At 42.7% G+C, this 13,807-nt stretch carries 10 protein-coding genes and 3 pseudogenes; 8 read left to right on the top strand and 5 right to left on the bottom strand.

The window, feature by feature from the left end; genetic code table 11:
* Positions 1-166 precede the first annotated feature (166 nt).
* Positions 167-1,081, top strand: a complete 915-nt coding sequence (locus ACMAZD_RS22560) for a LysR family transcriptional regulator (protein ID WP_435249555.1) — start codon at positions 167-169, stop codon at positions 1,079-1,081.
* A gap of 68 nt (positions 1,082-1,149) precedes the next feature.
* Here ACMAZD_RS22560 and ACMAZD_RS22555 read toward each other — a convergent pair whose 3' ends face one another.
* From ACMAZD_RS22555 to ACMAZD_RS22545, 3 genes and pseudogenes are all read right to left on the bottom strand, one after another.
* Positions 1,150-1,707 carry a PhnA domain-containing protein gene (locus ACMAZD_RS22555; RefSeq protein ID WP_435249554.1) on the bottom strand — a complete coding sequence of 186 codons (558 nt, stop codon included), beginning with the start codon at positions 1,705-1,707 and terminating at the stop codon, positions 1,150-1,152.
* A 224-nt stretch (positions 1,708-1,931) separates the two neighbouring features.
* A pseudogene (locus tag ACMAZD_RS22550) lies at positions 1,932-4,309 on the bottom strand (VolA/Pla-1 family phospholipase).
* A gap of 16 nt (positions 4,310-4,325) precedes the next feature.
* Positions 4,326-5,582 (bottom strand): annotated as a pseudogene (locus ACMAZD_RS22545) (outer membrane protein transport protein).
* A 356-nt stretch (positions 5,583-5,938) separates the two neighbouring features.
* On the opposite strand from ACMAZD_RS22545, the gene ACMAZD_RS22540 reads away from it, so the two are divergent.
* Complete coding sequence (locus ACMAZD_RS22540; RefSeq protein WP_435249553.1) at positions 5,939-7,021, top strand: site-2 protease family protein; 1,083 nt, start codon at positions 5,939-5,941, stop codon at positions 7,019-7,021.
* 115 nt (positions 7,022-7,136) lie between these two features.
* Here ACMAZD_RS22540 and ACMAZD_RS22535 read toward each other — a convergent pair whose 3' ends face one another.
* Positions 7,137-7,925 carry a M48 family metallopeptidase gene (locus ACMAZD_RS22535; RefSeq protein WP_435249552.1) on the bottom strand — a complete coding sequence of 263 codons (789 nt, stop codon included), beginning with the start codon at positions 7,923-7,925 and terminating at the stop codon, positions 7,137-7,139.
* A 204-nt stretch (positions 7,926-8,129) separates the two neighbouring features.
* Between ACMAZD_RS22535 and ACMAZD_RS22530 the strand changes: the two genes are divergently transcribed.
* The 5 genes from ACMAZD_RS22530 to ACMAZD_RS22510 all read left to right on the top strand — a co-directional run bounded on the left by ACMAZD_RS22530 (position 8,130) and on the right by ACMAZD_RS22510 (position 11,940).
* Complete coding sequence (locus tag ACMAZD_RS22530) at positions 8,130-8,555, top strand: hotdog fold thioesterase (protein ID WP_004730936.1); 426 nt, start codon at positions 8,130-8,132, stop codon at positions 8,553-8,555.
* 87 nt (positions 8,556-8,642) lie between these two features.
* Positions 8,643-8,876, top strand: coding sequence for a DUF3389 domain-containing protein (locus tag ACMAZD_RS22525; RefSeq protein ID WP_076678655.1), 234 nt, complete (start codon positions 8,643-8,645; stop codon positions 8,874-8,876).
* 163 nt (positions 8,877-9,039) lie between these two features.
* Positions 9,040-10,731, top strand: a complete 1,692-nt coding sequence (locus ACMAZD_RS22520) for an SgrR family transcriptional regulator (RefSeq protein WP_435249551.1) — start codon at positions 9,040-9,042, stop codon at positions 10,729-10,731.
* A gap of 30 nt (positions 10,732-10,761) precedes the next feature.
* Positions 10,762-11,676 (top strand): DMT family transporter, encoded by a 915-nt coding sequence (locus ACMAZD_RS22515; protein WP_435249550.1) that lies wholly within the window; start codon positions 10,762-10,764, stop codon positions 11,674-11,676.
* A 12-nt stretch (positions 11,677-11,688) separates the two neighbouring features.
* Positions 11,689-11,940, top strand: coding sequence for a hypothetical protein (locus ACMAZD_RS22510; RefSeq protein ID WP_435249549.1), 252 nt, complete (start codon positions 11,689-11,691; stop codon positions 11,938-11,940).
* 108 nt (positions 11,941-12,048) lie between these two features.
* On the opposite strand, the pseudogene ACMAZD_RS22505 reads toward ACMAZD_RS22510, so the two are convergent.
* Positions 12,049-12,658: pseudogene (locus ACMAZD_RS22505) on the bottom strand (DUF2238 domain-containing protein).
* Between the two features lie 200 nt (positions 12,659-12,858).
* Between ACMAZD_RS22505 and ACMAZD_RS22500 the strand changes: the two are divergent.
* Positions 12,859-13,698 carry an isopenicillin N synthase family dioxygenase gene (locus ACMAZD_RS22500; protein ID WP_435249548.1) on the top strand — a complete coding sequence of 280 codons (840 nt, stop codon included), beginning with the start codon at positions 12,859-12,861 and terminating at the stop codon, positions 13,696-13,698.
* The last annotated feature ends 109 nt before the right edge of the window (positions 13,699-13,807 follow it).

Below are 13,807 nucleotides of genomic sequence, written 5' to 3'. Positions count from 1 at the left end.
TCCATCAAAAATAGGACGAATATGGTTTGTATAGATGAATAATGATTGGAAATTAGACAAATTACGCTCATGTAGCCGATCTGATTTGTTTTTGTTGTCTTCAAAAAGTGAAAATAGCCTATTTCGTGATAGCTTAAAGAGATAATTAAAAAGCCAGTGCAATCGAATGAATTTTAGTATTGAACAACTTCTCGCATTTGTGACCGTTTATGAGCAACTGTCATTTAGTAAAGCAGCAGTAAAGCTCAACAAGCATAGAACGACTATTGGACAAGTTATTACTAACTTGGAAGATCATCTCGCAGTCAATCTTTTTGAAAGAGTCGGTCGCTCTGTCGAGCCGACTGACGACGGGCACCTTCTGTATCACTACGCGAAACAGACGATTGAACAAGCTAGAACTTTTGACAAAGTGGCGTTGAGTCTGTCCTATGGTGGATTAGAAAACATTACGATTGCTTACTCTAGTGTGATTCCACAACGTGTACTGGTGGATATTCGTAAGCAGTTAAAGCTGGATTTTCCGATGATGCGAGTAAATTTCCTCGTCAGGAATAAGAATGAAATTAAAGTAGGTCTGCAGACTGGCGATTATCATTTTGGTCTGGTAAATGTTCATGATAGCTGTGCGATGCACAGTTTAGATGCCACTTTTCTAGGGCATTTCGAATTCTTCCCATTTGCGCAAAAAGGCGGAGAGCTATCTACCTTAAGCAAAGATGAAGTTCTTGTGGCACTCCGCAATTCTAAGCAGTTTGTATTGAGGTCTTTGATTGAAGAAGGTATGTCAGAAAAGATTATTGTGAGTTCTGATTACGAAGAAATAGATCAGCTTGCACTGATTATTAAAATGCTTGAAGCGGGGATAGGGTGGTCGTTGCTGCCTAAGGCTTTTTTTACTGACTATGAATTTTCAAAATATTTGATAGAACCTATTTATTCCGAACAAATGGAAGAAGGTTTCAAGTTTGGTTTTGCTTTGTGGTGTCCACATTCAAAGCAAATCAGTGGGATAAAAGGATCTTTAGTGTCGGTCATCAAGAACTATCGAAAGCATCTTATTGATAGCTTTAAGTTTTAATAACTTGAGATATTAAAAAAGGCGCTAATCAGCGCCTTTTCGTTCTCGATCACTTTCTTGCAGTAAGATTACTTCTTACGGCAGAATTCAGCGATTACGTACATTGATTGACCGCCGTTTGTTTTACCTGAAACAAGCTTAGGATCGTCACCAACGCTGATACCACGGATAACAGTACCTTGCTTAATTACTTGGTTAGTACCTTTTACAGGTAGGTCTTTAATGACTGTTACGTCGTCACCTTTCTTCAACTCAACGCCGTTTACATCAAACGGTTTGTCATCAGCAGACATGCCGATTTGTGCCCAAACTGACGTTTCTTCTTCAAGATACATTATGTCTAGCGCGTCTTGAGCCCAGCTTTCAGAGTTCAGACGAGTAAGTTGACGCCATGCCGTTACTTGAACTGGCGCTTCTTGACTCCACATGCTGTCGCTTAGACAACGCCAGTGGTTGATATCTTTAGGATCGTCAATCTCACCAAGACATTTGTCACATACCATGATGCCGTGATCCACTGTTACGTGGCTGTGTGGCGGCACTGCGTATGCAGTAAGAGAAGAATCAGAACCACATAGTTCACATTTAGATTGGCAGCGTTCTAGCATCGTAGCTTCAGAAGACATAATGGACTCACATTTATTAGGTATTAAATTACGGGGCTATTATCCACTTTATTTACAATAAAGAAAGAGGTCGTACGGTATTCTGTCTTGATTAATTTTACCTGAGATCAACCATTTGTGTTTTACGGTTCTATGCAAACGGTTAACTAGGCTTTGGTTACAAATAGCAGATAAAAAAATGCCAGCGGTTAGGCTGGCATTTGGTGTGGATAGAAGGGTAAGTCTTATTCCAAGACAGAGCCATTAATAGACGCTGCTGTTAAAGCATTATCTATTAAGAAGTCTACAGCTTGCGTCTGCATACTAACGTGATGGTTTAAATCCAATGGTAGAGGCGTAGTGTCATCTTGCGGAGCCACAAATGTACTGTGATCAGCCTCTTTGCCAAACTTAACAAAGTCGTTGGTTCCGTTTGGTGTTGTATTGCTTGCATCTACAACGGTTAAGCCAAGCTTTGTAGCAAGTGGTGTTGTACCTGCAAAAGGGGCATCCGCAACGGTGTTTGGTACCGTTTCGTCACCTTGCACTCAGCATTAGTGTATGGATCAATAGTGTCTAACACGGTCTGTGCCGCATAAGCGAACTGTTGAAACGCGGCCGTCATTGTTGCTTTTTGTGCCGCAGTTGCATTACTTTCAAACGTGTTGTAACAAACTTGATCTGTTAAACCTGTACAGTTAGCACTAGCGAAACTTGCGTATTCGGTAGAAGCACCGAGGGCTACGTTATGCTTAACTTGTGGGCCAAAGAACGGTGAACCCAACAAAAGGTTAGATATTTGTCCGCCAGAGTTTTCAATAGCTGCAGCACTGAAGCTATATAAAGCGTCGGCACTTGTGATTCCCAGCGAGCGATTTGAAGCAGCGACAGCAGTTGTTCCAACAATACCGCCTAATGAATGCCCCAAGAACTTAACCTGTGATCCTGCAAATGCTTTCAAGGGCGAACCAGCAAGTAAACCAGCTTGCAAAGAAGCACTTAACGAAGCTCTTAAGCCCATTACATCCAATGAACTTTGGCGTACATTATCGCGGGCTACGGGTAGGTTAGCGAGATTTAAATAAGCCAACACGTCTGCGTTTGCTGAACGAATATCATCTAGACTGCGCGTACCATGTATTGGTAAGTCAATTGCGATAACAGCAACGCCAGCTCTTGCCAAGTTGTAAGCGAACGCATAAGCATTTTCTTTAGCAGAGGTTATACCGTGTTGGTAAATAACCACATCAGTAGGATCTGCACCATTAGGTGTAAATAACAAAAACTCTACAGATTCTAATGATTTTACCTGGGGAACTGGAGAGTATTTCGTTATAACTCTTTTGCTATCAAGCGGTGAGCCATCTGCTAGAGTAAGGTTTAGGCCAACAAGTTTTAGCTGTTCTGTTTGGTCAGTCGCTAACACACTAGTATCGACACCAGCAGCAACTAATTGAGCAGCCATGTTAGCTTGCTCGTTAGCATCACTTAAGGCATTTGATACTTTAGCTAAGCTAGGCATACCTGATTCGAATGGTTGAGAATTCCATTCGCTAGTACTGGTTTCTAGGTAATAAGGTAACTGAACAAAACCCTGAGTAACATCAACGTTGTCAGTGGCACCGTATAGTCCGTTAATCGCACCCTTTAGAGTAGCGATAGATGACGTGTCGGCGCCTGCAACATATTTGTCAAAGTCTGTATCGTTTGCTAATGCTGTAGTGAAGAGTTCTGTAGACCCGAATTGCATTGTGTAAGCCGCCGTAAGATCGACAGCGTTAGGGTTCGCGCTACCTTTCCATACACCATTTAGGTTTGTCTCTGCCAATCCTGTTGCCGTAGCGCCTTTAGTCGCGAATAGCGTGTCACCGACAGATTGAGTCGTAAACCAAGTTGAGTAAATGATGTCTTCGGTATCAAGAGTAATCGCGCCTGCTTCATTTGCTCCTGCAAAAATTTGTTCCACGCCACGTGTGACTTGTTGCGCTTGCGCCAAGCTACCCTCAGTGTAGGTGGTGGTCATTGATTTTAGTGCAGCATAGCTTGATGACATGCCAACCGGATCACCATTAACGTCTGTTAACTCATTCGATAGCGCTAATACATATTCACTTGAAGCGTCTAAAGAGTCGCCAAATACAAGTGTAAAAGTATCTGTAGATGCACTAGAAAGAACGTTAAAGTCAGTTCCTTGTGTTAGTACTTGAGTGATAGTTGGTGGGGTGGTTGACGTCAGAGAACCGCTTAATTTTAGGAGATAAACACCACTTGCCGGGTAGCCATCGGCTAAACCTGCGCCTTCGAAATCCATAATGATCGGCATAGAAGTTGACCAACCATCCATCGTGTTCATCGCAGCTAATGGATTGGTCAGCGCATCATCGCCACTCGTCGGCAAACCTAATGTACCATCAGATGTGTCCATTAAGGCAAAACTAGGTAAAGGAACTGTCGCGTTAGAACCGCTTAAATTAAACTTAATGTTCGTTGATTGTGTTAGAGAGTCCTGAATATACTGTTCGTACTTTGATGTGCCTAATGTGCCTGAGCTTTCAGTGTTATCACCACAGCCAACTAAAGTTATAGCAGCAGTCAGAAGTGAAACCTTAAATAATCTATTCATTGTGCGTATTACCTAATTAGTTGAATGTATAATTGACTTGAATTGCTGAAATATAAGCAATTCCTTCTGCATCAAACTCAAGTTCAGGATCGCCAGGAACTTTGTTTTCTTCGGTAAATGAGCCAGAGTCGCTTTGAACTATCGCAAATGCTGCATCCATCGTGAGGTTTGGGGTTAAGGCGTAAGTCAAGCCTGCGCTATACCAAAAACGGTCACTATCAGGAATACTTAGTGTTGCTTCGCCAGCCTGCTCGTCATATGCAATACCAGCTCGTAGTGTCCAGTCATTGTTGAGTTGGTAAGTAGCACCTAAGGAGTAGCGGTCGTTATCATCATATTTTTCAGATTTATAAAAACATTGCCCAGGAGTGCCGTCATTACAATCGGGACTAGTTGCTTTCAACTCTTGGAACGTACTCCAATCAGTTCTTTGCCAACCATAATGGACTGCCCAGTTGTCGCTAATTTGATGAAAAGCTGAAATTTCGAAAATTGAAGGTAAACTGATTTTCAGGCGACCGGTTGTAGTGTTGCTAGAACCTTGGACTATGCCGTTTCCATAATCATTAAATTTACCTTCATCAAAGTCCAAATCTACGCTGGAACGATAAGCGACAGAGAAGCGGTTATTTTAGTTGTATTCATAGAGAGCGCCAACATTCCAGCCAAATGCAAAGGTTTCACCTGTCATGCTGACCAGCTTGGTAGAATATGGGTTACCACTAATGTCGCCAATCCCACCTTCATGTCGAGTTAGCTCAGCTTCCGCGTAAACTACATTTACTCCAGCACCAAAGCTCAAGCTATCATTTAGGCGGTAAGCAATGTTCGGGTTTAAATTGACAGATAGCAGCGAAGTATCACCAGCAACATCGCCAACATAAATATCGTCAGGGTAGTCTGTTGCAACGCCGTAATTAGTAAACATGCCAATACCCCAAGCCCAGTTATCATTGATTGGACTAATGTAGTAAGCAGCAGGTACAACTTGAAGAGGGGCTACATCATTTGATTGTTGGTCATTAGTTTTGTCATAAACATTCACCTCTGGATCAACGATAGAAACCGCGCCTGAAAATTGGGCTGTATCAAATAGGGTCATTGCGGCGGGGTTTCTCGCTAGTACACTCGCGTTATCGGCTACGGCACCTTCACCTGAAAATGCGCGACCAAGACCTGAGGCAGAATGCTCAGCAACTTGGAAACCAGCCGCAAGTGAATTACATGCAAATAGCACAGAAAGCGAAACGAGAGAGCGTTGTATTGTTTTCATCCGTGACCCTCCTAGGGCATCAAATCTCATTCTTATTGTTGAAAACACACTGAGCATTGTTGGTTTTTAAGCTTCAATGTAAACGACATGTTAAATTTATATTTCACATAAAGTCAAAGAATGAGTTGTTATTTTGTGAAGTTATATATTAAAGGGGCGGGACTTTAACACTAATAATATATCTACAATCAATGGTTTATTGGTGGTTGGAGGTGTGACCAGAATGATTGTAAATCTCATTGGCACAAATAGTGTTCAACTGCTCAATATGTAACAACTTTGTTTATGTTTACCGCTAATTGCTAAATCGGCATAATGTTGGTTCATTTAGAAAGTCATTAAATTGGAATTTTAGTTTGGAATTACTCGCGATAGAGTTTCTTGGTAAACCGCTTCGTTTGGAGGGGTCAATGGCAGGGTGGCAACAGTTATTTTGGGATAACACGTTGGTCTCTCAGTTGGATGCAACGACAGATCAAGATGATGCGAGAACGCATACTTTTACGCTCCGATCTGGCGAAGAAACGTTGCAGTGTCACGTTGAGGCGTTGGTTCAATGGCAACCGTTTGAGATGACATACAAAGCGTCTGTTAATGGCCAAATCATCACCGAAGGCAATCGCAATACCAAAGATATCGAACAACAAACGCCCGTTGTAGCACCTAAGCCTGAGAAACGTTTTAGCTTGATTGGGTTAGTGTCGCTGGGTATGAAAGCCCTCAAGAGTGCCAAGCTAATTAAGGTGGTACTTGCCTCTGCGAGTTTAGCTGCTTATTCATGGCTCTTTTCAATTCAGTTCGCTTTGGCCTTAATCGCTTGTCTGATGTTTCATGAATATGGCCATATCAGAGCAATGAAATACTTTGGCATGAAGACTAAAGGCATCTATTTAATTCCATTCTTAGGTGGCTTGGCGTTATCCGACGAAAAGATCAATACGCGATGGCAAGATGTGGTGATCTCGATCATGGGGCCATTGTTTGGCTTGATATTGTCGTTGATATTTATGGTGTTGTACTGGGCAACTGGTGAGATGTTTTTTGCCGGGCTTGCGGTATTTAACGCCTTGTTAAACTTGTTCAACCTACTGCCGATTTTGCCTCTCGATGGCGGGCATGTGTTGAAAAGTATCAGTTTTTCAATGAACAGCGAGCTTGGTATTGTGCTTTGTGTGGCAGCAGCGGTTGCTGGTGTCGTGCTGAGTTATCAGTTGAACTTAACCTTATTTGGTTTCTTATTGATCATGGGTAGCGTTGAAATCCTATTTGAATGGAAGGGGCGTCACCATAGTCATTTATTGCCATTAGACAAATATGGCCAAGTCGTATCATTCCTTTGGTATGTGGGCTTAGTGAGTAGTTTAATCGGCGTTATCTGGTACTTTGCATCAACTGGCGATCAGTTACTCAGCCTACCGTTACAAATTTTAGGTACATAACCCAATAGTTAACGCTATCTGAATAACTTATTAGCTTGATGTACTAAAAACGCCCTAACCAATATGGATAGGGCGTTTTTGTATTTGAGGCTCTAAATTTAATCTAGCATTAAAGTTACGCTTTGCAATTTGGCCTTGATGTTCCAGATTGAGGTAACGTTTTTATTTTCGCTTGGAGATCTTTAATACGCGTATTGTGGGAAGGGTGCGTAGAAAGTAATTCGGGAGGTTGATTGCCACCTGATGCTTTCGACATATTCTTCCATAAATCAACACTTTGGTTTGGATCGAACCCTGCTTTAGCCATGTACTCTAAGCCAATGATATCAGCTTCAGATTCTTGAGTTCGACCATAAGGTAGAACAACACCGTATTGAACACCTAAGCCTAACGCAGCCATCGTCATGCCCTGATACTGTTTGTATTCTGATGCGCCTAACGCGACGCTAGTAATAGATAGGCCAGTATTAGCGATTTGAGACTGAGATAGACGCTCATTACTGTGGTCAGCGAGAACGTGAGCCACTTCGTGTCCGATAACCGTTGCGAGTTGGTCTTGATTAACTGCAACATTGAGTAAACCAGTATATACACCAATTTTTCCACCAGGTAGGGCAAACGCATTCACTTGGTCGCTATCAAAAACAACGACTTCCCAATCACTAAAGCCTTGCTTAGGGATGTGTTGAGTAATACTGTTCGCTACGCACTGAACATAAGCGTTGGTTTTTGCATCTTTACTGATTGGCTGTTCTTTCTTCATTTGCTCAAAAGATTGTGCTCCAAGCTGAGACATATCTTGATCTGAAAAAAGCAGTAATTGGTTTCTTCCTGTCGGGGAAGCGCTACATGCGGTCAGGCCTGCTAGTGTGAGAAGCGAGGTAAACTTCGTCCATGATGTCATACAATATCCTCTGTGTATTCGGTTTTTATGCATGTTAACATCAACTTGCGTAATAACTAATAGCTGTAAGATAACTATTGTTTTTAAGAACATAGCTACCTTTAAGAACATGGCTATTTTTAGGAACATAGTTATCTTAAAGGTCACCATTAGCGTTACTAAAGCTGTTCATGCACTAACAAAGTCAATAATTAAGGAACCCACATGAGTATTTGGAAAAAGCCCGTTGACCTAGATACCTTCAACGCGACCTCAAAAAATACCTTAATTGAGCACCTCAACATTGTTTACACTGAGGTCAACGATAATTCCTTGGTGGCAACCATGCCGGTTTGTCATTTTACGCACCAACCGCTGGGCATGCTTCATGGCGGCGCATCGGTAGTTTTAGCTGAAACGCTTGGCTCATTGGCGGCTAATTTCTGTGTACCAGAAGGCTACTATTGCGTTGGTCTGGATATTAACGCAAACCACGTTCGCTCGATGCGTGAAGGGCATGTTATTGGCACTGCCGAGCCTATTCACCTTGGCGTGTCTACCCAAGTATGGCAGATAAACATCACTGATGAGCGTCAACGCTTAGTCTGCACAAGCCGTTTAACCATTGCAGTAAAGAAGCACAAACGCTGATTCGATAACAAAGGCTAGGGGCAGGAATCAATCTACCCTTAGCTTATTAACCTCTATACAAACTGTTTATTTTAGTGCGAGAAATCCATGGTCATAACGTTTAAAAGTGGAAAAGTCATTGCAACGGCACATGAGTTGGTTGTTCGTTTGGACGGTGAACATAGAGTTACATTGCAAGCGCAAGTTGATGCGATTCAGCTTATCGGAAAAGGGGCAAACGTTATTTCTGCCAACGGTTCAGAATGTAAATGGTCGATTAAATTAGACAATGAACAACAGCTCCGTGATATCGCCACTGAAATTGGCTGCGATGTGATGTAATTACTCGCTATAACAGGGTTTATTCAAGCCTTTCGCTTCCCGTTAAGGCCGCTAAACCGACTCATATTTATAGTCTCTTCTTAAAAAAACATAAGTTCGATTGATTTTGACTCGTAAAATAGGGAAACTGAATTCAATATCCTTTGAATAAGTTTTCCTCTTTATGAGTAGCCCAAGACTTCGCGTTCAATTTGAAACCCTGTTTGAATTCTTCGATGGTAAAGATTCTGATGTTCAGCTCGACGACATAACAGATGTGCTCTGTTGTACCCGTCGTAATGCCAGAATGGTGCTTAACAAACTCGAAGAAGAGGGCTGGGTAGAGTGGTTACCTGCAGCGGGGCGAGGTAAGTTGTCTCAGCTTATCTTTAAGCAGAATCGCTGTGATGTAAGCGAAAACCTAGCACGGCGCTACTTAGAAGAAGGTAAAATTGGGCAAGCGCTGTCGGTACTTGACCACAATGCCGCCAAGCTTACTCAAGTGATTCAAAATTATTTGGGCGTACAGTATCAAGAAGGTGAACAAGTGATTCGTTTGCCTTACTACCGTCCACTTTCCATGCTCAACCCAACTAAATCGATGCGACGCTCTGAACAACACATCACGTGTCAGGTGTTCAGTGGGCTAACGCGCCTCGATGAGAACGATCAGCTTCAGCCTGATCTCGCACATTCATGGCAAAAGATTAACGACTGCCAATGGCGATTTTTCTTGAGGCCGGGCGTTCGTTTTCATAACGGAGAACCACTGTTAACAAGTCACGTTATGGACACGCTTCTTTTGCTCGAGCCACTCAATATGTTCTCTCATATTAAAGATGTCTCATCACCGGCTAATTGCGTGGTTGATGTCTTTCTAACGCGTCCAGATAAGTACTTCCCACTCGCACTCACTGAATCGGTTGCTAAGGTGACCTTACCGATGATTTTACGTGGTGAAGACTACGATATTCGACCGATTGGTACAGGCCCTTACCGCATTGAAAAGAATGATGAGAAGCAACTGGTGCTAAGGGCTTTTAACGGATATTTTGGTTTTAGGCCGTTGATTGATCGCGTTGAAGTTTGGGTGGTCGATGAGGCCTATTCATCAATGGTTTATCCAAGTCTTTCTAAACCCATAATGGCAGACCGTGGTGACAGCGATGAAGTTGAACTTGACCCAGGCTGTACGTATTTATTACTGAATAGAAAGAAGGGCATCGCACAAGATCCAGCATGGGCAGAGTTCCTATCGAATGCTTTGAATGCTTCAGATCTGTTCGTGCATATTCCAAAAGAAACGGTTATCGACTTGGGTGTGCTGCATGCTTACGGAATCAAACCCGGTTGGTATGACATCAAGTTAAAAACACCCGTTTGTCCACCAGCAAGCGCTAAACCAAGTGTGAGATTGGCGTATCAATGTCAGCATCCAATGTTTCCAACACTTGCTAAAGCCATCGTCACCGTGTTGAAGCAATACAATGTTGATGTCGAGCTTTTCGGTTACGAAACCGATCCTCCGCATGCCGACAATGTTGATATTTGGATTAACCCAATGGGGATAGCCAATAATAGAGATGATGCGCTGGCCGGTTGGTTAATGGATTACAGCTTTCTCGATGAATCTAGCCCGGCAGAAGACTTTGACCAATGGTGTCACATGATTGATCGTTGGCGCTCGGGCGAGTTTGAGCAATTCCCAGCAAGACAACTCGGTAAACAACTTGTGCAAAGCAATCAGTTGATCCCGATGTTCCACTGCTGGCTAGGCGTAAACAAAGACCAATGCGGTACGCTGCAGAACGCTAAGTGTAATGCACTCGGTTGGTTCGACTTTAGCCAAGTTTGGGTTAAACCTAACGTTGACTAAAATCAGAGATAACTTGATTCGGATAACGCAATGCAAACCGTGATTATCACATTCATTACGCTGGTGGCATTTGCTGCCAATTCTGTATTGTGTCGTTGGGCTTTGATGGATCAAACGATTGATCCTTTAAGTTTCTCGATAGTGCGTATCTTATCGGGTGTGCTTACCCTGTTGATTTTATTAACCTTATCTTCAAACGCCAAACGCAAACAAGATAAAGCGGTCAACAACACACCGATGTATAGCAAGGTTCGTTCTCAGTTTGATTTAACCGCCATAGTGGCGTTACTCGTTTATATGTTCGGTTTCTCGTTTGCCTATTTAACGCTAGGGGCAGGGCTTGGTGCTTTGGTCCTGTTTGTCGCGGTTCAATTCACTATGATTGCCGCACACCTGCTAGCTGGCAACAGAGTGTCATTGTTAGAGTGGTGTGGTTGTTTGTTGTCAGTTTCTGGGCTCATTTACTTACTCATGCCGACGGATTCGACAAGTTCGCCAGATATAACCTCCATCATATTGATGGCTCTGGCTGGAATTGGGTGGGGCATTTATACATTGGCGGGTAAAAAATTTACAAACGCGTTGCAATCTACGACTGCCAACTTTGGATTTAGCTCGTTAGCGCTCTTTGTGTTATTAAGCCTGTTAGCGGTTATTCCCAGCGTGGCATTGCAAATATCCATCACTGAACAAGGTTTGATTTATGCAGTACTGTCGGGCTCAGTAGCTTCTGGTATTGGTTATAGCTTGTGGTATAACGTCGTGAAAAAGCTGAATACCGTCATCGCATCCATTGCACAGCTTTCTGTTCCAGTTATCGCGACACTTGGCGGCGTTTTGTTGCTATCTGAACCTGTCACCATGCAATTTATTATCTCATCGACTGTCATTTTACTTGGGATAAGCTTGGTTCTTTTCGCCCCTAAACTTGAGAAACGAAGTTAATCATTAACTATTATGGCTAAACCTAACAAGAAACAACCGACCAAAACGGTTCAGATATTCTGCGCTAAATGTAAGGCACAACTTTTCAAGTATCGAAAAGGCGGCAAAGGTGCGCTTGTAAAGTGCTTTAAAGAACGAATAGTCGAAGATTTCACGACAGAGCCATGCGTATGCCCTGAGTGTGGTATCGAATTCGCACGAGATACTTTAGTTCGAGGTACACCAGCGTATAAGTTCATCGGTGGCAAAGTGATGATGAAGTAAACGGTAGCTATAAAATAAAAGTTCATGATGAAAAAAATGCCACAGCACATAATGCATGTGTTGTGGCATTTCAAATCTGGCAATGAAGTTAAAACCAAATGGCTAGTATCAATGAACCCTGACTTGCCCTTGAAGCTTGAGAAGTAACAAGGAGACTATCGCTCCACTTGTATCGCAAAGCATGTCTTTCTGCGCGTCCCAAATATCACCTTGTGAGCCCAAGAATGCGATACCTGCATCACCACCTGCAACCTCCGCGTACCACCACTCAATAATCTCATAACCTGCTGCCACACTCATGATGGCAAATAGAGCAAAGAAACAAGCCAACACTGGTTGAGCCTGTTTCTTACGAATCAAATACTCCGCGAGTGGGTAGGCATAAAGACCAATAGAGAAATGCGCGACACGGTCAAAGTTATTGCGCTCAGATCTAATCAGACTATTGAACCAATCAAAAGGCACTTCGGCAAAGGTGTATTTTGCCCCGATCGTATGCAGAACCAACCAAATAAACATCAGAACGTAAGCAGTCTTAGAAAAGGTAAGCTTGGTAGAGAACCACCATATCCCAGACAAGAATACCGAGAGCAGGGACAATTTCAGCGATCCAAACGGCTCTTGAAGACGGAACAAAGGCTGAAAAGAGAAAGATAACAAGATAGACAGCAGTTAGTGAGAGTAGAGGTCTATTTTGAGCAAGTGGCGTAATTGTCATCATCAGATCCTGTATTAGTTTCATGTATAGTTACACAATAATGAACAGCGTTCAATTGTGCTCTAATCACCATATTTGTTGAAAACTGGCGTTATCGCCCAGTATCTAGACAAACGGTTGCGAGAGTTTCACAAAAGTTTGATTTACAACAAAGCGATCCTTAAAATCGTTGCATCACTACATAACAAAAAAGAAAAGTCATGAAACTGGAAACTGTCGATTACCTTGCTGACGACGCAGCAGAACAATTTGTTCGCTCTCTACGTGAAACGGGTTTTGGTGTTCTTAAGAATCACCCAATCCCGAAAGAGCTTGTTGAGTCAATTTACGAGAACTGGTACCAATTCTTTATTTCTGAAGAGAAAGAGAACTTCCACTTCAATGTTGAAACACAAGATGGATATTTTCCACCTTCAGTGTCTGAAGTTGCTAAGGGTCATACTGTAAAAGACATCAAAGAGTACTTTCACGTCTACCCTTGGGGTCAGATGCCTGAACAGTTAAAAGAACAGATTCTAGATTACTACCAACGTGCTAATGCTTTTGCTCAAGAGCTATTAGGTTGGGTTGAAGCGCATGCGCCAAAAGAAGTACAAGATAAGTTCTCAATCGCGCTTTCCGAAATGATTAATGGCAGCGAACAAACACTGCTTCGCGTTCTTCACTACCCACCAATGCAAGGTGATGAAGAACCAGGTGCGATCCGTGCTGCAGCTCATGAAGACATTAACCTACTGACTGTTCTGCCTGCGGCTAATGAGCCTGGCCTTCAAGTGAAAGCTCAGAATGACGAGTGGATTGATGTGCCATGTGACTTCGGTAACATGATCATCAATATCGGTGACATGCTGCAAGAAGCGTCTGGTGGTTACTTCCCATCAACGACTCACCGCGTAATCAATCCATCAGGTGCTCGCCAAGAGAAATCACGTATTTCTTTGCCTCTATTCTTGCACCCGAAACCAGAAGTGGTTCTGTCTGATAAGTACACGGCAAATGAATACCTAATGGAGCGTCTAAGAGAGCTTGGCGTTATCTAATCAGTTAAAGCTTATATCAGTTAACTGTATATTCTTGAAGGCCAGCGTAATGCTGGCTTTTTGTTTATCGGGTGCAACGGATTGATTTTTATTTGATTTGAAACTCGAC

Source organism: Vibrio sp. nBUS_14, assembly GCF_051201655.1.
GTDB lineage: Bacteria > Pseudomonadota > Gammaproteobacteria > Enterobacterales > Vibrionaceae > Vibrio.
Note: the sequence above shows the minus strand (reverse complement) of the source record. Positions and strands in the feature narration are given on the sequence as shown.